Origin of the sequence: Streptomyces sp. NPDC048584 (assembly GCF_043199595.1) — a bacterium.
Lineage (GTDB): Bacteria > Actinomycetota > Actinomycetes > Streptomycetales > Streptomycetaceae > Streptomyces > Streptomyces edwardsiae.
In genome coordinates, this window is record NZ_JBICWF010000002.1 from 458,372 (window position 1) to 480,269 (window position 21,898).

Below are 21,898 nucleotides of genomic sequence, written 5' to 3' on the forward strand. Positions count from 1 at the left end.
ACGGTCACGCGGGCTGCCTCGCGTGACCGTCCGTCGTACGTCGTAACGTAGGGCCATGCAGATCTTCGGTGTGGACATCGGCGGTTCCGGGATCAAGGGTGCCCCGGTCGACCTGGACAAGGGGGACCTGGCGCAGGAGCGCTGCAAGGTGCTCACCCCGCACCCCTCGACGCCGGACGCGGTGGCCGACGGCGTGAAGGAGGTCGTCGACCACTTCGGCTGGACCGGACCGGTCGGGGTCACCTTCCCGGGCGTCGTCACCGACGGCTCCACGATCCGTACGGCGGCCAACGTCGACAAGAGCTGGGTCGACACCGACGCGCGCGTGCTGCTCGGCGACCGGCTGGGCGGCCTGCCGGTGACGGTGGTGAACGACGCGGACGCGGCGGGCGTCGCCGAGATGTACTTCGGCGCCGGACGCCACCACCGGGGCACGGTGATCCTGCTGACCTTCGGCACCGGTATCGGCAGCGCCCTCTTCGTGGACGGCGTCCTCGTCCCCAACAGCGAACTCGGCCATCTGGAGCTGCACGGCCACGAGGCCGAGAAGCGGGCATCCAGCAAGGCCAAGGAGGACCACGACCTGTCGTGGGAGGAGTGGGCGCACCGGGTGCGGAAGTACCTGGCCCATGTGGAGATGCTGTTCTCGCCCGAGCTGTTCATCATCGGCGGCGGTGTCAGCCGCAAGTCCCACAAGTTCCTGGACCAGATCCACGGCATCAAGGCCGAGATCGTCCCGGCCCAGTTGCAGAACAACGCCGGCATCGTCGGCGCGGCGATGCGCGCGGCCAGCGGCGCCTGAGCGCCGTCAGGGACGGGGACGGCTCCGCGCGGTGCGCCGGTTGACCATACGCACCCGGCGCACCCTGCGGACCAGCACGATCACCCCCGCGGCCAGCGTCCCGCCGTAGAGCCACCCGGCCTGGGTGGCGAGGCCCGTCACCATCCCCATCAGCCCCTCGAGGGTCCCGCTGCCGAGGTCGGCGACCGGGACCAGCCCCACGGCGAAGGCGATCGGCACGACGACGGGCGCGATCAGCAGGTCCCCGTCCCTCGCCCACAGCGCGGTCAGCGCGCACACCGGCAGGAACAGCACGCCGTACACGGTCGGGGACGAGCCGAACAGCGTCCCGGTCAGCAGACCGAGGACGAGCATCACCAGCCCGCAGAACAGGCCCGACCCCAGCCCGGTGAGCCGCGGATTGGGCAGCCGCCGGGCGGCCGCGCGCGGGGGAGCGGGCCGGCGCCGAGGCACCCGCGCGGGGCGTGCCGGGCGTGACGGGCGCACCGGGTGCGCGGCCCCGCCGTCCTCCGCCCGCCTCGCCTGAGGAGGCAGCGGCGGCCCCTCACCGCGAGGTCCGTACCGTCCGTGCTGCGTGGGTCGCGTCCTGTGTTGCTCCACTGGACCAACCTAGGTCGTTTTATGTGCCGAACGGCCCGTCAGACACGCCGGTGATCGGTACCGGGCCGGACGTCCGGCACATCGCGGGGGCGCGAGCGGGCACGCCGTAGACTGGTGGATCGGTCCTCGTCCCCCATCCTCATGTACGGGAAGTCGCAACGTGTCGCTCACGATCGGAATCGTCGGTCTGCCGAATGTCGGCAAGTCGACCCTGTTCAACGCCCTGACCAAGAACGACGTGCTGGCGGCCAACTACCCGTTCGCCACGATCGAGCCGAACGTCGGCGTGGTCGGCGTCCCCGACCCCCGCCTGACCAAGCTGGCGGAGATCTTCGGCTCCCAGCGGATCCTCCCGGCCACCGTCGACTTCGTCGACATCGCCGGCATCGTGCGCGGCGCGTCGGAGGGCGAGGGCCTCGGCAACAAGTTCCTCGCGAACATCCGCGAGTCCGACGCGATCTGCCAGGTCATCCGCGCCTTCCAGGACGAGAACGTCGTCCACGTCGACGGCAAGGTCTCGCCCAAGGACGACATCGAGACGATCAACACCGAGCTGATCCTCGCCGACCTCCAGACCATCGAGAAGGTCCTCCCGCGCCTGCAGAAGGAGTCGCGGATCAAGAAGGACACCGCGCCGAAGGTCAAGGCGGTCGAGGAGGCCAAGGAGATCCTCGAGAAGGGCGACACCCTCTTCTCCCAGGGCATCGTCCAGAACACCGAACGCGCGGAGCCCCTCCACGACCTGCACCTCCTGACGACGAAGCCGTTCCTCTACGTCTTCAACGTCGACGAGGACGAGCTGACCGACGAGGACTTCAAGAACGAGCAGCGTGCCCTGGTCGCCCCCGCCGAGGCGATCTTCCTCAACGCCAAGCTGGAGGCGGACCTCGCCGAGCTGGACGAGGAGGACGCGATGGAACTCCTGGAGTCGGTCGGCGCCGAGGAGCCCGGCCTCGCCACCCTCGCCCACGTCGGCTTCCGTACCCTCGGCCTGCAGACCTACCTCACGGCCGGCCCCAAGGAATCCCGCGCCTGGACCATCAAGAAGGGCGCCACCGCCCCCGAGGCCGCCGGCGTCATCCACACGGACTTCCAGAAGGGCTTCATCAAGGCGGAGGTCATCTCCTTCACCGACCTGGTCGAAACGGGCTCGGTGGCGGAGGCCCGCGCCAAGGGCAAGGCCCGCATGGAGGGCAAGGACTACGTGATGCAGGACGGCGACGTGGTGGAGTTCCGCTTCAATGTGTAGCGGCTGACATGTCACCACGTCGCTGATCTGGCAAACATGCAGGTCAGAGAGGGTCCGGCTCTTCGGGGCCGGGCCCTTGGTCTTTCCCGTGCCGGGATCGTGCTGAGATGGGTGGGGGTGCCCGTGCTGGGATTTGTGCGAGCAGGGCGCCGGCCGAGTGCGCAGTAGTGCGGATGTAGCGCTTCTCGAATGCGGTACCGCCTTCCCCCGGTCTTACCGCTCTGGAAACGCCGGTCGCGTGGTGGTTCTGGTGTGACAGGGTGTGGGCATGGCATCGATTCAGACGCTCAGTGATGCGGACCGGCGGGTGCTTGCGCGTTGGGCGGCGGGTTGTGCGGAGCGGGTGCTTCCGCTGTTCGATGCCGATGCCGGCGCGGTGCGGGAGATCCGGGACGCGGTGGAGCGCACGCGACGGTACAGCCATGGGGAAAGCAGCGCCGCCGACGAGATCGGCAAGCGCATGGTGGCGGTGAAGGCGGCGAAGGCCGCCACCACGCCCGCGGGAGCCGCAGCGGCGAGGTCGGTCGCTCAGGCCGCGGCGGTCGCGCACATGGGTGCTCACGCGCTGGGCGCGGCCGCGTACGCGACGAAGGCGGTCTCGCTGGCGAAGAGGGAGCAGCAGCAGCCGGACGCTGTCGCGGAGGAGATCCGGTGGCAGCTGGGGCAGTTGAGTGACCGTGAGCGGGCGGCCCTGCGCCTTCTGCCGCCGCTGGGTGCCGACTCCTCCGGACCGCTCTGTGAAGGGCTGCTGTCGCGGGGCATCCTGGGGGCGACGATCCGTGAGATCCAGGTGGATGTCGGATCGACGCCGACGCCGGGAGTCGCGTAACCCCTGAAGGGGCATCGAAGCGTCTTCGGCTGCTGCGGCCAGGGGGCAGGGGGGTCAGGCGGGTTCCGGCTGTGGCTTTCGTCGTGGCGGTGGTACGGCGGTCGGTTCCCACCGGGCCGTGGTGCGCAGGTAGGTGTGGATTACCGAGGCCGTCGACAGGAGGAGCAGCGGGCCGAAGAGCCAGGGGCGGGCGGCCATGTCCGTCGGCAGCCAGCGGTACGACAGGAGCAGCGCGGTGAAGACCGTCGTACCGTAGGCGACCAGCAGGCCCGCCGGGCGGTCCCAGCCGCGGGCGAACGCGCGCGTCCCCGCCTCGACCGTGAGGGCGAACACCACTCCGGCGAGGAGGTCGACGCCGTAGTGGTAGCCGAAGCCGAGCGTCGCCGAGAGGGTGGCGACCAGCCAGAACGTGCCCGCGCAGCGCATCGCCCGTGAGCCCTTGCGGGAGTGGATGAAGAGCGTGGTGGCCCACGCCGTGTGGAGGCTGGGCATGCAGTTGCGCGGGGTGATCCCGTCGAACGGGATCGGGAGCGGGACGCCGATGGTCGGCAGGGTGTCCGGCCACACCGCGGCCGCCGCCCAGGCTCCGCCGTCGGCGCCGTAGGCGTAGACCGGGCCCACGACCGGGAAGAGCAGGTAGCAGGCCGGTCCGAGCAGGCCGATCACCAGGAAGGTGCGTACCAGGTGGTGGGCCGGGAAGCGGCGTTCGACCGCCACGTGGCGCAGCTGGTAGAGGCCGACGAGCGCCGCCGCCAGCGGGAGCTGGCCGTAGACCAGGTGCAGGACGAGCGGCCCGACCGGTTCCGTCGCCTCGACGATCCGGCCGGCCAGCCACGACGGGTCGCCCAGCGCGTGGTCGGCGGTCGCCACATAGGGGTCGAGCACGGTCGGACGGGTCTTCGATGTGATGAGCAGCCAGGTGTCGCCCGTCTTGTGACCGGCCACCAGGAGCAGACCGAGGCCGGTGCCCTTGAGCAGCAGCAGGCGCTCCGCCCCGGTACGGCGGGTGACGGCGACGACCGCGATACCGAGGACCACCCACAACGCGCCGTTGCCGAAGTTCTGTTCCGCGCCGGCCGCCCACCGCACCAGCAGGAAGACGACGTCGACGCCGACCGCGGCGCCCGCCGCGACGAGCCGCTGCCGCCAGGTGAGCACCACCATCGACAGCGCCAGACCGGCGTACAGCAGCGGCCCCGAGTCGGGGGCGAGGAACAGCTCGCGTGCCTGGTGGGTGACCGGTCCCGGCACGCCGTAGCGGCGTGCGGCCCCTTCCAGCGCGATGAGGAAGCCGAGGGTCGCCACGCCCGCCGCCGCCCACAGCATGGCTCGCGGCCGGCGTATGCGCGCCGGTATTCGACTCGGTCTGGTGTCCACTGCCTGGTCTTAAGGGTGAAGATCGGATGATCTGGTCGTCGTCATAGGTCCGCACATGCTAACGGCACGCTGTGCGTGTGAGGTGCGTCGGACCCGATTCGCGGTGGTCGGCGGCGATGGGTACGGCGATGCCGGGGTCCTGGGATGTCCTGACCCGCCCGTACGATGCGGCGGTGTCCATACCTCCGCCGCCCCACGGCCCTTCGCAGGAACCCCCGGTCCCGCCGGGGCAGCACCCCGCCGCCCCGGGCCAAGGGCCTTACGCGCCGCCGCAGTTCACCTACGGCGGACAGCCCGGGTGCGCGCCGTACGGGCTCTACGGGCCGTACGGCCCCCGGCCCCCGGCCGCGGTCAACGGTCTCGCGGTGACCGCGCTCGTGTTCGGCGTGCTGTGCCTGGTGCCGGCCGTCGGACTGGTGCTGGGGCTGGTCGCGCTGTGGCAGATCAAGCGGCGCGGAGAGCGGGGGCGGGGGATGGCGATCGCCGGAACCGTGCTGTCGTCGCTCGGGCTGGCGCTGTGGGCGGTGGCCCTCGCCACCGGTGCCGTGGCCGGCTTCTGGGAGGACGTCAAGGAAGCGACGCGTGCCGGCGGCGTCCTCACGCTGGACAAGGGCGACTGCTTCGACTCGCCCGGCGGGCTGGAGGGCTGGACCGTCGACGTGGACCGGATGCCCTGCGCGCGGCCGCACAACGGCGAGGTCTTCGCCGTCGTCATGCTCCCCGACGGCCGCTATCCGGGCGAGGACGGCCTCACCGACACCGCCGAGGAGCGGTGCTACGACCTCCAGGACACCTACGTGATGGACACCTGGGCGCTGCCCGCCGAGGTGGACGTCTACTACCTGCTCCCGTCCCGGCAGAGCTGGAACGTGGGCGACCGTGAGATCACCTGCATCTTCTTCGGGGAGGACGCCCGCGGCACCCTCACCGGGTCGCTGCGCCGGGACGCGACCACGCTCGACGCGCATCAGCTGGCCTATCTGGAGGCCGTGGGAGAGCTCAACCCCGTTCTGGGCGACGCACCCGGCATGGAGTACCCCGACGAGGATCTGACGGACGACAGGGAATGGGCGGGACGGGTCGAGCAGGCCCTCACCGAACAGGTGAGGCTGTTGCGGGCGCACACGTGGCCGGCCGGCGCGGAGCGGGAGCTGGCGGACCTGGTCGGCCGGCTGGACAGGGCCCGCGTGGAGTGGGGGAAGGCGGCCGACGCCGCCGACGTGGGCGCCTACTACCAGCACGAGGCGGAGGGATGGGAGCTGATCGACCCCCTCGAGTCCGTGACCGCACGCGAAGCTCTGGGGCTGGCCACCACACCGCCGGCATACGAGGAGCAGCCCGAGCGCGACACCGGAAGCGGTGAGCTCAAGGTGTGAGGATCGCCATAGCGGGGAGAAAGTGCCTGGGTAAAGCCCTCACCGCGCCATTGTCATCACATCGAGTGAATCTTTGGCCTTTGCTTGCCTGGCACAACCTACGGTTGCCACGCTGTTGCTGTCTGTACAACCTGATGGGAGCGGCCCGTGACATTCGGTGAGCAGCCGGCGTACCTGCGCGTCGCGGGTGATCTCCGCAAGAAGATCGTCGACGGCCGGTTGCCGCCGCATACGCGGCTCCCCTCGCAGGCGAGAATCCGCGAGGAGTACGGCGTCTCGGACACGGTCGCGCTGGAGGCGCGCAAGGTGCTCATGGCCGAGGGGCTGGTCGAGGGCCGTTCCGGTTCGGGGACGTATGTGCGTGAGCGGCCGGTGCCCCGGCGGGTCGCCCGTTCCGGGTTCCGTCCGGAGCGCGGGGCCACACCGTTCCGTCAGGAGCAGGCCGACGCCGGTGTCCGGGGCACCTGGGAGTCGAGCAGTGAGCAGGCCGAGGCGGGCGGTGCCATCGCCGAGCGGCTCGGCATCGAGCCCGGCGGCCGCGTGATGCGTACCCGGTATCTCTTCCGGGAGGCCGGCGAGCCGATGATGCTCTCCACCTCCTGGGAGCCGCTCACCCTCACCGGCCGCACCCCCGTGATGCTCCCCGAGGAGGGGCCGCTGGGCGGCATGGGGGTCGTCGAGCGCATGCGCGCCATCGACGTGGTCGTGGACAACGTGACGGAGGAGGTGGGCGCCCGCCCCGGACTCGCCGAGGAGCTGGTGCTGCTGGGCGGCGTTCCCGGACACGTCGTCCTGGTCATCCAGCGCACCTACTTCGCCTCGGGACAGCCCGTGGAGACGGCGGACGTGGTCATCCCGGCGGACCGGTACCGGGCCGCGTATCACCTGCCGGTGAAGTAGGCGGACCGGGGCGGGGTCCGCATCCCGCCCCGGGGAACCCCCGTGCCCCCCGCCGAGACCCTCTCCGGATGATCCTCGCGCGCCTTCGCGCGCCGTTCCACGCCCCGCCCCGCCCCCGCTCCGGCGCGCCGCTCATCGCGCCCGAGCCCCCGACGCCGTAGCGATTTGGCCGTTCTCCCAGGTCGTCCCCGGAGCGCGGCGTATCCGGCGGTATGCCGCTGACCGGACGTGTCAGCCTCCCCGCACGGCGCATCCGCCACCGCGCGCCCCCTGGGTTCTGGCTGGTTGCGTGCCTCTTTGTGAAAAGCCGTATTCGCTCAGTGAAGGTAAGGCGTAGGCTCGGGCATATGCGGACTGGGGTTTCGTTATCGGGCGGGGCGCGGCACCGGCCGCGGACGGGAAGCGGAGGGGAGCGATGAACGACGGCACGGTGACTCTTCCCTGGCTCGTCGTGCGCCAGGACGACAACGGCAACCGCTACCGGGTGGGCCGGTACGCGACCCGTGCCGAGGCCGAGAAGATCGCGGACAGCCTCGACGGGCGCGGACACAAGCAGCTCTACTGGGTCGAGCGGATCGGCCAGAACGGAACGGCCGCGGACTGACCCGGCCCGTCCCGCCCCCTCCCGTAGGCTCCGGCGCATGACGAGACGGATCGTGGTGGTCGGCGCGGCCCTGTGGCACGAGGGACGGCTGCTCGCCGCCCGCCGCAGCGCACCCGCCGAACTGGCCGGGCGCTGGGAGCTGCCCGGCGTGCATTAGGCAAGTCGGTTGTCGGGTGTCTGCTGTCGGGCCTTGACGAGGTGCTGGGGCGGCTCCGGGTAGTGTCCCGTCGGACCGGAACTCGGACGAACGGAAACGGGACATTGCCAGTGCTGATCGACACGGTGGCCTGGGTGCTGATCGAGAACGGCCGCATCCTGTGCGCGCGTCCGAAGGGGAAAGACGTCTTCTACGTCCCCGGCGGCAAGCGGGAGGGGGCGGAGAGCGACCTTGAGACCTTGCTACGGGAGATCGAGGAGGAACTCACGGTTCGGCTCGACCCGGATTCGGCTGTCCACGCGGGCACGTACGAAGCCGGTTCCCCAGGACTCCCGGGGGGCACGATCGTGCGGATGGCCTGCTACACGGCCGGGTATCAGGGAGAGCTGACTCCTAGCAGCGAGATCGAAGAGATGGCGTGGTTCTCCTACGCGGACCGGGAGTCGGTTCCCCCCGTCGATCAGTTCCTGTTCGACGACCTGAAGGCCGCCGGCAGCCTGCAGTGAGACAGATACGCAGAGCCGACGGGGGGTCTGACGGCGATTCCCTGGACGTGCGCGAACTGCTGCACGAGGCATCCCTGCTGGCTCCGGAATCAGCCGCGACCGAGAACGACCTCACGGTGAACGATGTCTGGGACTACCTCGCTCACGATGAGTGGGAGGTGGCACTTGGCCTGCTGGAGGAACTGGGCGATGCCTCAGCACTACCGCTGGCCTTCTGGGAGGCGCTCGCCGAGGCGGCGGAGCAACTGTGGCTTCCCCGCAGTGCGGCATGGTGCCACTGGCGTTGCGCCGAGGTCCGCAACGGGGTTGTCCGCGCGGACCTCGAACTCCGCCCGGCCTCGGAGGCACGGCGCACGACGCCCATCGACGGCGCGGGCGTTCTGAGGCCTATGTGGGACATCGGGAACCGGACGCCGACAGGGCAGCCGGCATGGAACATCGCAGGCATGTGGGTGGAAGAGCAGCCCGCCCTCGAGCCTGGTGGCCGAGCCACGGTGCGGCTCGTTCCGCTCAACCCTGTTCAGTGGGTGCATGTCACCCCAGGGCTGCGGATCGTCATGCACGAGGACCGCACCGCGGCGGGGACGGCAGTCGTACTGGGCGTCCGTCCGCCCGGCTGAACGGCTGAACGGCCGCACGGCGAAGCCCATACGGCGAGCCCGAGGTCGTCAGCCTGGGCGTCGCCGGGTCGGCGGAACCGTGAGGCGTGTGGGGCCAGATCCCTCGCGCATGGCGTGCAGCTCTTGATCCAGTTCGGCGACCAAGAGACGAAGGGCCGTAGTGACCTCACGTTCCCTGGCCAGCGCTGACGTGGTGTCGGCCAACCTCTGTTTCAGATGCGCACTCTCGTCGGCCAGCGATTGGGCGGCAGCCGGGGTGCGGTGTTGCGCCCTCACCCGCGCCTGGAACCCCTCGACAAGGTCCCTGTGGTGGCCGTGGACGACGTCTCGGCGCAGGCCGGACTCACGAAGCGGCTCGGTGACGGTGAGACGGCCGGTCTCCGAGTGCAGGGGAGTGCCTTCCAGAAGGCGGTCGGCTGCGGCTCGGAGCGCGGAGCGTTCGGCGTTGAGGTCGCGGGGGCGGCGGGTGGTCATGCCGGAGCTCCTTCGGTGCGCTTCTGCTCGTGACGGCGGATGAGCGAGGTGATGCGTTCGGCCTGTGCGGCTGCCCTGTCACGCACAGGCTGGGGCGCCAGCGGGTCGGACACTGCCGCCTCCCAGCCGCGGAGGGCCTGCTTCCGGTGGGCGATGTCCCGGTCGGTGAACGCCAGATTGGTGCAGCTGGAACGGCACTCGCTCTCGTCCGGGCCAGCCGGCTCGGGCATGCCCTGGGCGAGGCGTGCGGTCCGGCAGGCGGCCGTTTCAGGGCGCCAGACGCAGGTCATGCCCTCCCCGTGGTGCACGAGAGGGTCTGTGCCGGCGAGGAGTCGTGCGGCGCTGCGGGGGCTGATGACTGTACGGCCGGGGAAGTCGGCCGGGCCGCCGACCCGGCGGCGGTACTCGTCGGCGGACGGTCCGCTGACATGCTCGCCCGCCGCGAGCCGCTGGGCGTCGTCGCTGATCTGCTCCATGCGCGAGGAACTCGGCGTCGACGCCGAGGCCGTGGAGCGCGTACCGGGGGAGTGGCCGCTGCGGACGCCGTACGTGATGCGGGTGTGGACCGCGCGTCTGCGCCCCGGATCCCCCGCCCCCCGGCCGCTCGAGGACCACGACGAGCTGCGCTGGCTCACCCCCGACCGGATCTGGGACGTCGACTGGCTCGACCACGATGTGCCGGCCGTCCGGGACGTTCTCGTCCTCGGTCCGGGGGGAGCACGCGTGAGGCGCGACTCCGGCGCACGGAGGCAAGGGTGACGGAATGTGGGCACCCTAAGAGCGCCCTCCGGGCGCCTGTCGAGCGCCGTCCCGCACCGGGCGTGCCACCGTGCGCTGCCGAGTGCGGTAATCCGTCCGGGATATCGGGTATGTGCCCAATGACCCCATGAAACAGGACATGGGTGGAATCCTTCGGCCGGGACGTGATCCGCGTGATCGACACCGACGGCGACTACGCCGCGTGGACCTTCTCCGCCGACCCCGGGACCGTGCGCGGCGCCCGCTCCGCCGTCCGTGACCAACTGCGCCTGTGGGGCCTCGACAGCGTCGGCGATCTCGCCGCGCTGCTGGTCAGCGAGCTGGTGACCAATGCGCTGCGGCACGCCGCAGGCCCCATCGGCGTACGCCTGACCCGTCCCGCGGACCACACCGGCGTCCTCCTGGTCGAGGTCTCCGACCCGCTCCCCGACCCGCCGCACGAGCGTGCCGCCCGGCCCGAGGACGAGAGCGGACGCGGACTGCAGCTGCTGGCGTCCGCGTCGCGCCGCTGGGGCACCCGGCCGGGGGTCGCCGGGAAGACCGTATGGTTCGAACTCGCGGTGCCGAGATGAGTCCTCGCACGCCCGTTCACGGTGTACGCGCCCGCCGTTTCCGTCGAGTGACCGGTGACCGGTCCGGGAGGTTGCCGAAGAGGGGGGTTCGACGACGTGTCCGCTGGTTAGAAGACTGGAAGTGTTCTCACGGCGCGGACCGAAAAGCATCGGGACCGTGCTGTGATCGTGAACACCGTGTTGTGCGGCGCCGTAGTGCTGGATACTGCGGGCAGCCGCCCCCGGCGACCGGTGCCGGACGCGGTGAGCTGGAGGGGACGGTTCGCGTGAGCGAGATACCAGCGAAGGCCACGGAGTCCGAGGACTCGTCGGGTGGCACGAGGCGAGAGGCCGCGGACGGCCTCTTCTCAGGCGATGCTCCGTCCGCCGACGCGATGTGGCAGAGCAGTCCGCCCGGCTCCATCTACGACTACATCAAGGTGGCGTCCTTCTCCATCGGCCCGGACGGGCTGGTCGACCAGTGGAGCCTGCGCGCGGAGCAGATCTTCGGCATCCCCGCCGAGCGCGCCCTCGGCATGGATCCCATCGAGGCGTTCATCGAACCCGTCCGGCGGGAGCGCGGCCAGCGCAAGATGGCCGAGATCCTCGACGGCCGTGAATGGACCGGGGTGGTGCCGTTCCGGCTGCCGGCCGGACTTGCGGCGGACGAGCGCGACCGGGAAGGCCTCGCCGAGGTCTACGTCATGCCGACGCGCACCGAGGAGGGCGAGAAGGCAGCCGTCTGCATCGTCGTCGACGTCCGTACGCTGCGCCGGATCGAGACCGATCTCGCCGCCTCGCAGGCGATTTTCGGCCAATCTCCGTTCGGTTTCCTGCTGATCGACCCCGATCTGCGGGTACGCCGCGCCAACCAGCGGTTCGCGTCCATCTTCGGCGGCTCCCCCGACGACCACCGCGGCAAGGGGGTGCGCGACTATCTGCCGCGCGGTGAGGCCGACCGGGTCGCCGCGACCCTGCGCCGGGTGCTGGAGACCGGCGACTCCATCACGGACATGCACGTCACCGGCTTCGTGCCGGGTTCCGAGGAACGCCGTCACTGGTCCATCAACCTGTACCGCGTGCACAGCGGCAGCGGCCGGCCCATCGGCGTCGCCTGGCTCGGAACCGACATCACCGCCCGCCGTGCCGCCGCCCGCGAGGCCGCCGCCGCACGGCGCAATCTCGCCCTCCTCAACGACGCGGGCGCCCGGATCGGCAACTCCCTCGACCTGGAGACCACCGCCCGCGAACTCCTCGACGTCGTCGTCCCCGGCTTCTGCGATCTGGCCACCGTCGACCTCTACCAGGGGCTGCTGGCCGGCGACGAGACCCCGCCGGGCCTCGCCGACGGCAGCGCGGAGGTACGCCGTGTCGCCTTCGCCAGCGCCGTGTCCGACGCGCCGTTCAGCGTCACCGGGGAGCCGGTGAAGCTGGGCGCCGTCCACCACTACCCGTTCAACTCGCCCTGCGCGGACGCCCTGCGTACGGCCCGCCCGCAGAGCGTCCCCGGCGGCGAGGGGGGTCTGGTGCAGTCCACGCTCGCCGTGCCGATGGTCGCCCACGACACGGTCGTGGGACTGGCCCAGTTCGCCCGCACCAAGGGCAGTGAGCCCTTCGGCGACCGCGACCGTGATCTCGCGGTGGAGCTGGCCGCGCGCGCCGCCGTCTGTATCGACAACGCGCGTCTCTACCGGCGTGAGCACGAACGCGCGTTGATATTGCAGCGGTCCCTGCTGCCGCCCGGCGATCCCGAGGCGTCCGGCCTGGACATCGCCTGCCGCTATCTGCCCGGCCATGTGGCCACCGGCCGGCCCAGTGAGGTCGGCGGCGACTGGTTCGACGTCATCGAACTGCCCGGCCACCGCACCGCGCTGGTCGTCGGCGACGTCATGGGGCGCGGACTGCGTGCCGCCGTCGCCATGGGTGAACTGCGCACCGCCGTACGGACGCTGGCCCAGCTCGATCTGGAACCCGCCGAGGTGCTCTCACAGTTGGATGAGATCGCCCGCGGTCTCGGCGCGCCCGGAGGCATCCAGCAGGCCACCAGGGCCGCCCGGCGCCCCCGCGAGGCCGACCTGTCCGAGGTGTACCTGGCGACCTGCGTGTACGCCGTCTACGACTCGGTGACCAGGCGCTGCACCTTCGCCAACGCGGGCCATCTGCCGCCCGTCCTGGTCGAACCGGGCGAGCCCGCGCTGATGCTCGACGTACCTCCGGGGATGCCGCTCGGTGTCGGCGGTGAACCCTTCGAGGAGGTGGAGGTCGAACTGCCCGAGGGTGCCCTTCTCGCGCTCTACACGGATGGACTGGTCGAAAGCCGCGACCACCCCCTCGACGAGGGCCTCCAGGCGTTCGTGAACGCCCTCACGGACCCCTCCGCGCCCCTGGAGGACGTCTGCGACCACGTCCTCAACACCCTCGACACCCACCACGGCGAGGACGACATCGCCCTGCTGATGGCCCGCGTCCAGGGACTGCCCGCCGAGTCCGTCGGCGACTGGACCCTGCCCCGCGAGCCCCGCAGCGTGGGCCGGGCCCGTGAGTACGCCCGCACACAGCTGCTGGCCTGGGACCTGGAGCCGCTGGTCGACACCACGGAGCTGCTGGTCAGCGAGCTGGTCACCAACGCGCTGCGGTACGGCGAGGGCGAGATCAGACTCCGTCTCCTCCTCGACCGCACCCTGGTCTGCGAGGTCTGGGACTCCGGCCTGGTCCAGCCCCGCCGCCGCCGTGCCCGGGACACCGATGAGGGCGGCCGCGGCCTCCAGCTCGTCGGCCTGCTCAGCGCGGCCTGGGGTTCCCGCCGCACCCCCCGCGGCAAGACGGTCTGGTTCGAACTCCCCCTCCCCGGACCCGACACCACCCTCACCGACCCGGCGGAGGCCCTGCTGAGCCTGTTCTGACGGCCGTCGGCGCGGACGCGCGTACGCTCGCGCCATGCATACCGTCCCGATCACCCCGGTCCGTCTGACGGCCGGTCCGCTCGTCCTGCGCCCCTGGGCGCCCGAGGACGCGGCCGTGCTGGCGGCGCTGTACGACGACGCGGCCCTGCGCCGCTGGACGAGCGCGCCCGTGCACGACGGGCCGAGCGCGGCGCGCTGGCTGGCGGAGCAGCGGCACGGCTGGGAGACCGGCGAACGCCTCGCGTTCGCCGTGGAGGAGGACGCCCGGCCGGCGGGCCATGTCGTACTCAAACGGCCGGCCACGACCGCCGCCACGGCCGAGGTCGGCTACTGGACGGCGGCCCACGCGCGGGGCAGGGGAGTGGCCCCGCGCGCCCTGACGGCCCTGGCCGACTGGGCCTTCACCACCTTCGCCCGGGACGGCCTGACCCGCCTGGACCTGCTGCACCAGGTCGACAACACGGCCTCCTGCCGGGTCGCGGCGAAGAGCGGGTTCGCGTTGTCCGGCCTGCTCCCCGCCGCTCCGCCGGACTTCCCCCTGGACGGCCACCGGCACATACGGGAGGCGCCCCCCGCCACATGATCGCAACCGGAACGCCTGTTCCCCTCGTCCTCCCCCTCAACATCGAACACGCGGCTGCCCCGAGGGAGTCGACGGGCGAAGGGGAGCCGGCATGGAACGCACGGAACCGCAGGAACCGGCGACCGGGGCGGACGCCACCACCCCGGAACCGGAGCCCCAGGAGCGGCCCGGCAAACGCCGCAGACCCTGGGTCCGATGGGTCCGGCGCGGCGCCCTCGCGGTCGTGCTCCTCCTGGTCGTGCCGCTTCTCGCCATCGAGACCGCCCTGCGGATCAACTACATGGGAGACCCGGCGGACACCGCGTACAGCCGCGACCGGGACGCCATGTGGCTCGGGCATGCCTGGGTCGACGGACGGAAGAAGGACGCGGACGTCACCGCGCTCGCCCGTCGGCTCGAGGACACCGGGATCCGCGACCTGTACGTCCACTCCGGGCCGCTGGAGCACGACGGCACCCTGCCGAAGTCCAAGTACCCCCGCGCCCGTTGGCTGATCGACGCCGTGCACCGGGAGCTGCCCGGCGTCCGGGTCCAGGCCTTCCTCGGCGATGTCCTCGCCACCGAGGGTCCCGACGGCATGCGTCTGGACCGCGCCGCCACCCGCGCCGCCGTCGTCACCTCCGCCCGCCAGGTGCTCGACGCCGGCTACGAGGGCGTCCACCTCGACCTGGAGCCCCTGCACTCCGACGACCAGGACTACCTCGCCCTCCTGGACGGCCTGCGCACCGTCACCCGCGCCCAGGACGCCCAACTGTCCGTCGCCGCCCACCAGATCGACCCGCTGCCCGGCCTCCACACCGTCGCCGGTCTCTTCGCCGACCACCCCAAGTGGTGGTCCCAGAAGTTCTTCGGCCAGGTCGCCCGGCGCGTCGACCAGATCGCCGTGATGTCGTACGACACCGCGCGCCCCCTGGAGAGCACCTACGGCGGCTACGTGGCCCAGCAGACCTCCCTCGCCCTGGAGGTCACCCCGCCCACCACCCACCTGCTGATGGGGCTGCCCTTCTACTACGAGAGCGACTTCAGCCACTGGGGCCACGCCGAGACCGTCGCCGCCGCCGTCCGAGGCGCCCGTCTCGGCCTCTCCCGAACCGACCCCGACCGCAAACTCTTCGGCCTCGCCCCCTACATCGACTTCGCGGCATCGGAGACCAACTGGAGGGAGTTCAAGGAGGGCTGGCGACGCCCTACCGCCTCCTGATCTTCGAGCCCAGCCATACCAGCGGGTCGTACTTGCGGTCCGCCGCGCGTTCCTTCAGGGGGATCAGGGCGTTGTCCGTGATGTGGATGCCCTCGGGGCAGACCTCCGTGCAGCACTTGGTGATGTTGCAGTAGCCGAGGCCGTGTTCGTCCTGGGCCGTGCGCTTGCGGTCCAGGCCGGTTTCCTCGGCCGCGTCCAGGGGGTGCATGTCGAGTTCCGCGACCCGCATCAGGAAGCGGGGGCCCGCGAACGCCGGTTTGTTCTCCTCGTGGTCGCGGACCACATGGCAGGTGTCCTGGCACAGGAAGCACTCGATGCACTTGCGGAACTCCTGCGAGCGGTCCACGTCCTCCTGCGTCATCCGGTACTCGCCCGCCGCCACCCCCTTCGGCGGTACGAAGGACGGGACCTCGCGGGCCTTGGTGTAGTTGAAGCCGACGTCCGTCACCAGGTCCCGGATCACCGGGAAGGCCCGCAGCGGCGTCACGGTGATCGTCTCCGCGCGGTCGAACACCGACATGCGGGTCATGCACAGCAGCCGGGGGCGCCCGTTGATCTCCGCCGAGCACGAACCGCACTTGCCCGCCTTGCAGTTCCAGCGGACGGCGAGATCGGGGGCCTGGGTGGCCTGGAGGCGGTGGATGATGTCGAGGACCACCTCGCCGTCGTTCACCTCGACCGCGAAGTCCTCCAGGCCGCCGCCCTGCACGTCCCCGCGCCACACCTTGAAGCGGGCCTCGTAGCTGCTCAATCGTGGAGCTCCTCTTCGGCGAGGTACTTGACCAGCTCGTCCTTCTCGAAGAGGGCGAGCAGGCCGGGACGGATGGGTTCGGTGGTCTCACGGGTGAGGGCGATCTGGCCGCGCACCGAGTCGGTGCCGGCGAGACCGCCGGTGGGGTCGGTGAGCGCGCACAGCAGGTTCACGTTGCGCCAGGAACGCTCCATCGCGGAGTGGTCCTCACGCGTGTGCCCGCCGCGCGACTCGGTGCGCTCCAGCGCGGCCCGGGCCACGCACTCGCTGACCAGCAGCATGTTCCGCAGGTCCAGGGCGAGGTGCCAGCCCGGGTTGAACTGCCGGTGCCCCTCGACACCGGCCCGCCGGGCCCGTACCCGCAGCTCGGCGAGCTTGGCCAGGGCCTGTTCCATCTCGTGTTCGCGCCGGATGATGCCGACCAGGTCGTTCATCGTCTGCTGGAGCTCCTGGTGCACGCTGTACGGGTTCTCCGGCGGCCCCTCGACGGGTTCCTCGCCCTCCGCCGAGAAGGGGCGCAGCGCCTCCGCGGCGGCCGTGTCGACCTGGGCGTCGTCCACCCGGGGCCGTGCCGCCCCGCCCGCGTACTCGGCCGCGTGCCATCCCGCCCGGCGCCCGAACACCAGCAGGTCGGACAGGGAGTTGCCGCCGAGCCGGTTGGAGCCGTGCATCCCGCCGGCCACCTCACCGGCCGCGAACAGCCCCGGCACCCCGCGGGCCGCCGCCGAGTCGGAGTCGACGGCGATGCCGCCCATCACGTAGTGGCAGGTCGGCCCGACCTCCATCGCCTCCGCCGTGATGTCGACGTCCGCCAGCTCCTTGAACTGGTGGTACATGGAGGGCAGCCGGCGTTTGATGACCTCGGCGGGCATCCGTGTGGACACGTCCAGGAACACCCCGCCGTGCGGCGAGCCGCGGCCCGCCTTCACCTCGGCGTTGATCGCGCGGGCCACCTCGTCGCGGGGGAGCAGTTCGGGCGGGCGCCGGTTGCGGTCGGGGTCGTCGTACCAGCGGTCGCCCTCGTCCTCGGACTCGGCGTACTTCTCCTTGAAGACGTCCGGGATGTAGTCGAACATGAACCGCTTGCCCTCGGAGTTGCGCAGCACCCCGCCGTCCCCGCGCACCGACTCGGTGACGAGGATGCCCTTCACCGACGGCGGCCAGACCATCCCGGTCGGGTGGAACTGCACGAACTCCATGTTCAGCAGCGGGGCTCCGGCCAGCAGCGCCAGCGCGTGCCCGTCGCCGGTGTACTCCCACGAGTTCGACGTCACCTTGAACGACTTGCCGATCCCGCCGGTCGCGACGACGACGGCGGGCGCCTCCATGACGAAGAAGCGTCCGGACTCGCGCTCGTAGCCGAAGACGCCCGAGACAGCCGGCCCGTCCTTCAGCACGCGCGTGACCGTGCACTCCTGGAAGACCTTCAGCCGGGACTCGTAGTCCCCGGTCTCGCGGAAGTCCTCCTGCTGCAGCGAGACGATCTTCTGCTGGAGGGTGCGGATCAGCTCCAGGCCCGTACGGTCGCCGACGTGGGCGAGGCGCGGGTACTCGTGGCCGCCGAAGTTGCGCTGCGAGATCCGGCCGTCCTTCGTACGGTCGAACAGCGCGCCCCAGGTCTCCAGTTCCCACACCCGCTGCGGCGCCTCCTGGGCGTGCAGCTCGGCCATCCGCCACTGGTTGAGGAACTTCCCGCCGCGCATGGTGTCGCGGAAGTGGACCTTCCAGTCGTCGCCGGAGTTGACGTTCCCCATCGCCGCCGCGATGCCGCCCTCCGCCATCACGGTGTGCGCCTTGCCGAACAGCGACTTGCAGATCACCGCCGTACGGGCGCCCCGCTCGCGTGCCTCGATCGCGGCGCGCAGACCGGCGCCGCCGGCCCCGACCACGACGACGTCCCACTCCTGTCGGTCGACCACGGACATCAGTCAAAGCCCCCAGCTAGAAGAAGCGCGGATCGTCGAAGACACCGGACGCGACGAGGTAGACATAGAAGTCGGCGAGCGCCACGCTCAGCAGCGACGCCCAGGCGAGCTGCATGTGCCGGGCGTTCAGCCGCCCCACCCACTGCCACATCCGGTAGCGCACCGGATGCCTCGAGAAGTGCTTCAGCTTGCCGCCGACGATGTGCCGGCAGGAGTGGCAGGAGAGGGTGTACGCCCAGATCAGCGCGATGTTCAGCAGGAAGACCAGGGTGCCCAGACCCATATGGCCCCACGCGTAGTGCTCGTCGCGGAAGGCGAGCACGGTGTCGTAGGTCAGGATGCCGGCGACGAGGATCGCCGCGTAGAAGAAGTACCGGTGGATGTTCTGCAGGATGAGCGGGAAGCGGGTCTCCCCGGTGTACCTGGCGTGCGGTTCGGCCACCGCGCAGGCCGGCGGGGAGGCCCAGAAGCCCCGGTAGTAGGCCTTGCGGTAGTAGTAGCAGGTCAGCCGGAAGCCGAGCGGGAAGATCAGGATGATGATCGACGGTGAGATGCCCCACCAGCTCCCGAAGAGCTCCCAGTTCGGCCCGGACCGCATCGGCTCGCAGTTCTCCGCGAGGCAGGGCGAGTAGAACGGCGAGACGTACGGCGCCGCGTAGTAGTCGGTGTTCGCGAAGGCCCGCCAGGTCGAGTAGACGATGAAGGCGAGCAGCCCGGCCGCGGTGGCGGCCGGGGCCAGCCACCAGCGGTCGGTCCGCAGATGCGGGGCGGCGATCGCGGCGCGCGTGCCGGTACGCACGCCGCCGGTTCGGGGACGGGGTTCGGTGGCAGGAGGTTCCGTGCCTGTGGCCACTGGTCCACTCCGGTAGGGGTCGGGGGGAGACCGCGTTCGGCGGGGGTCAGGGAGCGCGACGGTCGCGGGCGCCGAGACCCTCGTCGTCCGTGTCCACCCACAGCGAGGGGTCGTACGGCGTGTCGGAGATGGTCACGAGGTCCGGGCGCCGCTGCGGGGCCGCCGGGGCGGGGGCCGCCTCCCGCAGCAGCGCGACGCTCTCGCGCAGATGGTTGGTGTCGGAGCGGACGCGGCGCATCTCCAGTCCGCCGCTGCCCATTTCCTTCTCCAGGCGCCCCACCGACCGGATCAGGTCGTCGAGACAGCGCTGGACCGATGTCAGTTCGTCGTGCACGGACATGACTTGCCCTCACTTCCACGGGTCCTTCGAGGCCCAAGGCGGCAACGTTCATGCGCCTGCGAGTGTTGCGCGTCACACCTTGCGCTGTGAAGGGATGTGCATCGATTGATCGGGGCGTACGAGTGCTCCGTTCGACACTTTGCGCCGCACGGGTGGGCTTGCCGCCCGTGAACGCCGTGTCGCCCGGAGTTGCCGAACCCTTTCCTCTTCAGTGGGCCGCATACATCGGATGAGCTCCAAATACCACCAAAAGTGATCGTAACGCCCGCCGCTTCCCGGAGGTACCCAGAGATGTCCTACGACGGCGTCGCCCCGCGCGCCGCTCTGCGCTCGGTCGCCTTCCTCACGGCGGGCGTGCTCACGCTGCCCGCGCTGGCCGGATGCGGTTCCGACGACGACCCGGCGGGCAAGCCCCTCGCACGCGCGGACATCGCACGCGCGGACCGGGCCCGGATCACCGACGGGGGCACCCTGCGCTGGGCCGTGGACACCGTCCCCGACACCCTGAACACCTTCCAGGCGGACGCCGACACCACCACCGCCCGGATCGCCCAGGCCGTGCTGCCGTCGATGTACCGGATGGACAGCCGCGGCCGGCCGGTGCGCGACCCCGACTATCTGGACTCCGCCGAGGTAGTCGACACCGAGCCGAAGCAGGTGGTGCTCTACCAGCTCAGCCAGCAGGCCGTCTGGAGCGACGGCCGTGAGATCGGCGCCGCCGACTTCGCTGCCCAGTGGCGCGCCCTGTCCGGCAAGGACACCGCCTACTGGACCGCCCGCAACGCAGGCTACGACCGCATCGAGAAGATCGAACGCGGCAAGGGGAACCTCGAGGTCAAGGTCACCTTCAGCCGCCCCTACGCCGACTGGAGGTCGCTGTTCACGCCCCTGTACCCGAAGGAGGTCATGGGCACCCCGGACGCCTTCAACGACGGCGCCCGCAAGAAGCTCAAGGTCACCGCCGGGCCCTTCACGGTGAAGAAGGTCGACACCGAGGAGGACGAGGTCACTCTCGTCCGCAACGCGCGCTGGTGGGGCGACCCGGTGAAGCTGTCGAAGATCGTGCTGCGGGAGGTGCCCCGCGACAAGCGGGTCTCCGCGCTCAGCGCCGGCACCGTCGATCTGGCCGAGATCGATCCCTCCGCCGCCGCCCGTGTCACCGCCGCCGCGCTGCCGCAGAGCGAGAGCAGCCCGCTGGCCGGCCCCGGCGCCCACCGGTCCGCCGCGGACGCGCTGCGCTCCTGGGCCGTCGCCAACGGCTCCGACGAGGAGGCCGCCGACGAGGAGCTCTCCGCCCGTAAGAAGCTGCGCAGGAAGGCCGAGAAGTACGCCCGCCAGCAGAAGGCCCTCAGCGGCTTCGAGGTACGCAAGTCGCTGGAGCCCGCCTACACCCAGCTCGCCCTCAACGGCTCCGAGGGCCCCCTCGCCGACGAGCGGGTCCGCCGTGCCGTGGCCCGCGCCCTGGACCGCGAGGACATCGCCGAGGCGGTCCTGAAGCCGCTGGGCCTGCCCGCCGTGCCCCTCGGCAGCCACCTCGCGCTGGCAGGACAGGCCGCCTACGCCGACAGCAGCGGCGCCCTCGGCAAGCAGGACGCCAAGGAGGCGCGGGCGCTCCTCACGGACGCGGGCTGGGTACCCGGCGGGCCGGTGAAGGAGAAGAAGAAGGAGACGGAGGAGGAGGCGGCCGGCCCGGAGGGCGAGTCCGAGTCCGATTCCGAGGGCGGCGACGACGGTACGTACATCGTCGGCGAGGACAACCGCAACGGCGACTCCGGCGCCGACGACAAGAGCCCGCGGGACTCCGGCACCGGCACCCGGCAGGGCGGCGCCCCCGGCGCCTACGCCCCCAAGGGCACCGCCGCCCCGGCCCGCGCGGGCGGCGCCCGCCTGGCGAAGGACGGCAAGGCGCTCACCCTCCGCTTCGTGCTCCCCTCGGGGCCGGGCTCGGACACCCTGCGCACCGTGGCCGACCGCATCGCGGGGATGCTGGACCGGATCGGCATCGGTACGGAGATCACCAAGGTCGACGACGAGAGCTACTTCAAGGACCACATCGCCTCCGGCGACTACGACCTCGCCCTGTACTCCTGGCCCGCCACCGCCTACCCCGCCACCGACGCCCGCCCCGTCTACGCCAAGCCCGTCCCGGCCGCCGACGGCTCACTGAACGTGGAGCAGAACTACACCCGCGTCGGCACCGACCAGGTCGACCAGCTCTTCGACCAGGCCATGACCACGCTGGACGCCTCCGAGCGCGGCGCCCTGCTCCGCAAGGCCGACTCCCGCATCTGGGCGGCGGCCGGCTCCATCCCCCTCTACCAGCGCCCCCAGCTCACCGCCGTCCGCAAGGACCTGGTCAACACGGGAGCGTTCGGTCTGCGGACACCGGTGTACGAGGACATGGGCTTCCTGAAGAAGTCCGCACCGGGACCGAAGGGCTCCCCGGGCGAGGGGAGCGGCGCGTCGCCGGCCGGGGACTGACGCGCGCACACGAGAGCGGCACACCCCCCGCCGGGGGTGTGCCGCTCTCGTGTGTGC

The 21,898-nt window shown here is 71.2% G+C and carries 22 protein-coding genes and 1 pseudogene; 15 read left to right on the plus strand and 8 right to left on the minus strand.

Going from position 1 to position 21,898, the window contains the following annotated elements; translation table 11 throughout:
• Positions 1-55: 55 nt before the first annotated feature.
• Positions 56-802 carry a polyphosphate--glucose phosphotransferase gene (gene ppgK, locus ACGFR9_RS06340; RefSeq protein WP_393203459.1) on the plus strand — a complete coding sequence of 249 codons (747 nt, stop codon included), beginning with the start codon at positions 56-58 and terminating at the stop codon, positions 800-802.
• Positions 803-808: 6 nt separating this feature from the next.
• On the opposite strand, the gene ACGFR9_RS06345 is transcribed toward ppgK, so the two are convergent.
• Positions 809-1,402, minus strand: a complete 594-nt coding sequence (locus tag ACGFR9_RS06345) for a DUF6542 domain-containing protein (protein WP_393203461.1) — start codon at positions 1,400-1,402, stop codon at positions 809-811.
• A gap of 160 nt (positions 1,403-1,562) precedes the next feature.
• Between ACGFR9_RS06345 and ychF the strand changes: the two genes are divergently transcribed.
• Both ychF and ACGFR9_RS06355 read left to right on the plus strand, forming a co-directional pair.
• Positions 1,563-2,651, plus strand: coding sequence for a redox-regulated ATPase YchF (gene ychF, locus ACGFR9_RS06350; protein ID WP_393203463.1), 1,089 nt, complete (start codon positions 1,563-1,565; stop codon positions 2,649-2,651).
• A 268-nt stretch (positions 2,652-2,919) separates the two neighbouring features.
• Positions 2,920-3,480 (plus strand): putative immunity protein, encoded by a 561-nt coding sequence (locus tag ACGFR9_RS06355; RefSeq protein WP_393203465.1) that lies wholly within the window; start codon positions 2,920-2,922, stop codon positions 3,478-3,480.
• Positions 3,481-3,534: 54 nt separating this feature from the next.
• Here the strand turns inward: ACGFR9_RS06355 and ACGFR9_RS06360 are convergent, their stop codons facing one another.
• The gene (locus tag ACGFR9_RS06360; protein WP_393204011.1) at positions 3,535-4,806 is read right to left on the minus strand and encodes a phosphatase PAP2 family protein; all 1,272 of its coding nucleotides are present in this window, start codon (positions 4,804-4,806) and stop codon (positions 3,535-3,537) included.
• Positions 4,807-5,030: 224 nt separating this feature from the next.
• Between ACGFR9_RS06360 and ACGFR9_RS06365 the strand changes: the two genes are divergently transcribed.
• The 6 genes and pseudogenes from ACGFR9_RS06365 (at position 5,031) to ACGFR9_RS06390 (ending at position 9,020) form a co-directional block, all read left to right on the plus strand.
• Positions 5,031-6,233, plus strand: a complete 1,203-nt coding sequence (locus ACGFR9_RS06365; RefSeq protein WP_393203467.1) for a DUF4190 domain-containing protein — start codon at positions 5,031-5,033, stop codon at positions 6,231-6,233.
• 147 nt (positions 6,234-6,380) lie between these two features.
• Entirely contained in the window at positions 6,381-7,133 is a 753-nt protein-coding gene (locus tag ACGFR9_RS06370) for a GntR family transcriptional regulator (RefSeq protein ID WP_393203469.1), read from the plus strand.
• Between the two features lie 415 nt (positions 7,134-7,548).
• Complete coding sequence (locus ACGFR9_RS06375; protein WP_030220279.1) at positions 7,549-7,737, plus strand: SPOR domain-containing protein; 189 nt, start codon at positions 7,549-7,551, stop codon at positions 7,735-7,737.
• Between the two features lie 37 nt (positions 7,738-7,774).
• A pseudogene (locus ACGFR9_RS06380) lies at positions 7,775-7,885 on the plus strand (DNA mismatch repair protein MutT); the annotation flags it as partial.
• Positions 7,886-7,998: 113 nt separating this feature from the next.
• A complete protein-coding gene (locus ACGFR9_RS06385) occupies positions 7,999-8,400 on the plus strand; it encodes an NUDIX domain-containing protein (protein ID WP_393203471.1) in 402 nt (133 codons plus the stop codon).
• 41 nt (positions 8,401-8,441) lie between these two features.
• Positions 8,442-9,020, plus strand: a complete 579-nt coding sequence (locus ACGFR9_RS06390; protein ID WP_393204013.1) for a hypothetical protein — start codon at positions 8,442-8,444, stop codon at positions 9,018-9,020.
• Between the two features lie 48 nt (positions 9,021-9,068).
• Here ACGFR9_RS06390 and ACGFR9_RS06395 read toward each other — a convergent pair whose 3' ends face one another.
• Positions 9,069-9,494: a hypothetical protein gene (locus ACGFR9_RS06395; RefSeq protein WP_393203473.1), complete on the minus strand. Its 426-nt coding sequence runs from the start codon at positions 9,492-9,494 to the stop codon at positions 9,069-9,071.
• A complete protein-coding gene (locus tag ACGFR9_RS06400; RefSeq protein WP_393203475.1) occupies positions 9,491-9,802 on the minus strand; it encodes a hypothetical protein in 312 nt (103 codons plus the stop codon). Before ACGFR9_RS06400 ends, ACGFR9_RS06395 begins: the two co-directional genes overlap by 4 nt.
• A gap of 46 nt (positions 9,803-9,848) precedes the next feature.
• Here ACGFR9_RS06400 and ACGFR9_RS06405 point away from each other — a divergent pair, with 46 nt between their 5' ends.
• From ACGFR9_RS06405 to ACGFR9_RS06425, 5 genes are all read left to right on the plus strand, one after another.
• Positions 9,849-10,253: a DNA mismatch repair protein MutT gene (locus tag ACGFR9_RS06405; RefSeq protein ID WP_393203477.1), complete on the plus strand. Its 405-nt coding sequence runs from the start codon at positions 9,849-9,851 to the stop codon at positions 10,251-10,253.
• A gap of 143 nt (positions 10,254-10,396) precedes the next feature.
• The gene (locus ACGFR9_RS06410; protein WP_393203479.1) at positions 10,397-10,825 is read left to right on the plus strand and encodes an ATP-binding protein; all 429 of its coding nucleotides are present in this window, start codon (positions 10,397-10,399) and stop codon (positions 10,823-10,825) included.
• A 266-nt stretch (positions 10,826-11,091) separates the two neighbouring features.
• A complete protein-coding gene (locus ACGFR9_RS06415) occupies positions 11,092-13,707 on the plus strand; it encodes a SpoIIE family protein phosphatase (RefSeq protein WP_393203481.1) in 2,616 nt (871 codons plus the stop codon).
• A 34-nt stretch (positions 13,708-13,741) separates the two neighbouring features.
• Positions 13,742-14,290, plus strand: a complete 549-nt coding sequence (locus tag ACGFR9_RS06420; protein ID WP_393203483.1) for a GNAT family N-acetyltransferase — start codon at positions 13,742-13,744, stop codon at positions 14,288-14,290.
• A gap of 91 nt (positions 14,291-14,381) precedes the next feature.
• Complete coding sequence (locus ACGFR9_RS06425) at positions 14,382-15,491, plus strand: hypothetical protein (protein ID WP_393203485.1); 1,110 nt, start codon at positions 14,382-14,384, stop codon at positions 15,489-15,491.
• On the opposite strand, the gene ACGFR9_RS06430 is transcribed toward ACGFR9_RS06425, so the two are convergent.
• The 4 genes from ACGFR9_RS06430 to ACGFR9_RS06445 are packed head-to-tail and all read right to left on the minus strand — an operon-like array spanning position 15,478 to position 19,360.
• Positions 15,478-16,242 carry a succinate dehydrogenase/fumarate reductase iron-sulfur subunit gene (locus ACGFR9_RS06430; RefSeq protein WP_393203487.1) on the minus strand — a complete coding sequence of 255 codons (765 nt, stop codon included), beginning with the start codon at positions 16,240-16,242 and terminating at the stop codon, positions 15,478-15,480. The genes ACGFR9_RS06425 and ACGFR9_RS06430 overlap by 14 nt on opposite strands.
• A complete protein-coding gene (locus ACGFR9_RS06435) occupies positions 16,239-18,167 on the minus strand; it encodes a fumarate reductase/succinate dehydrogenase flavoprotein subunit (protein WP_393203489.1) in 1,929 nt (642 codons plus the stop codon). The genes ACGFR9_RS06430 and ACGFR9_RS06435 overlap by 4 nt, the downstream gene beginning before the upstream one ends.
• A gap of 16 nt (positions 18,168-18,183) precedes the next feature.
• Positions 18,184-19,020, minus strand: coding sequence for a hypothetical protein (locus ACGFR9_RS06440; protein ID WP_393203491.1), 837 nt, complete (start codon positions 19,018-19,020; stop codon positions 18,184-18,186).
• 46 nt (positions 19,021-19,066) lie between these two features.
• Positions 19,067-19,360 carry a hypothetical protein gene (locus ACGFR9_RS06445; protein WP_393203493.1) on the minus strand — a complete coding sequence of 98 codons (294 nt, stop codon included), beginning with the start codon at positions 19,358-19,360 and terminating at the stop codon, positions 19,067-19,069.
• A 291-nt stretch (positions 19,361-19,651) separates the two neighbouring features.
• On the opposite strand from ACGFR9_RS06445, the gene ACGFR9_RS06450 reads away from it, so the two are divergent.
• Positions 19,652-21,841, plus strand: a complete 2,190-nt coding sequence (locus ACGFR9_RS06450; RefSeq protein WP_393203495.1) for an ABC transporter family substrate-binding protein — start codon at positions 19,652-19,654, stop codon at positions 21,839-21,841.
• Positions 21,842-21,898: the final 57 nt, after the last annotated feature.

Coding starts and splice junctions, on each gene's coding strand:
- ACGFR9_RS06425 (WP_393203485.1), top strand. CDS start 14,382: ATGGAACGCACGGAACCGCAGGAACCGGCGACCGGGGCGGACGCCACC.
- ACGFR9_RS06395 (WP_393203473.1), bottom strand. CDS start 9,494: ATGACCACCCGCCGCCCCCGCGACCTCAACGCCGAACGCTCCGCGCTC.
- ACGFR9_RS06420 (WP_393203483.1), top strand. CDS start 13,742: ATGCATACCGTCCCGATCACCCCGGTCCGTCTGACGGCCGGTCCGCTC.
- ACGFR9_RS06405 (WP_393203477.1), top strand. CDS start 9,849: ATGACTGTACGGCCGGGGAAGTCGGCCGGGCCGCCGACCCGGCGGCGG.
- ACGFR9_RS06375 (WP_030220279.1), top strand. CDS start 7,549: ATGAACGACGGCACGGTGACTCTTCCCTGGCTCGTCGTGCGCCAGGAC.
- ACGFR9_RS06450 (WP_393203495.1), top strand. CDS start 19,652: ATGTCCTACGACGGCGTCGCCCCGCGCGCCGCTCTGCGCTCGGTCGCC.
- ACGFR9_RS06360 (WP_393204011.1), bottom strand. CDS start 4,806: ATGCTGTGGGCGGCGGCGGGCGTGGCGACCCTCGGCTTCCTCATCGCG.
- ACGFR9_RS06435 (WP_393203489.1), bottom strand. CDS start 18,167: ATGTCCGTGGTCGACCGACAGGAGTGGGACGTCGTCGTGGTCGGGGCC.
- ppgK (WP_393203459.1), top strand. CDS start 56: ATGCAGATCTTCGGTGTGGACATCGGCGGTTCCGGGATCAAGGGTGCC.
- ACGFR9_RS06355 (WP_393203465.1), top strand. CDS start 2,920: ATGGCATCGATTCAGACGCTCAGTGATGCGGACCGGCGGGTGCTTGCG.
- ACGFR9_RS06445 (WP_393203493.1), bottom strand. CDS start 19,360: ATGTCCGTGCACGACGAACTGACATCGGTCCAGCGCTGTCTCGACGAC.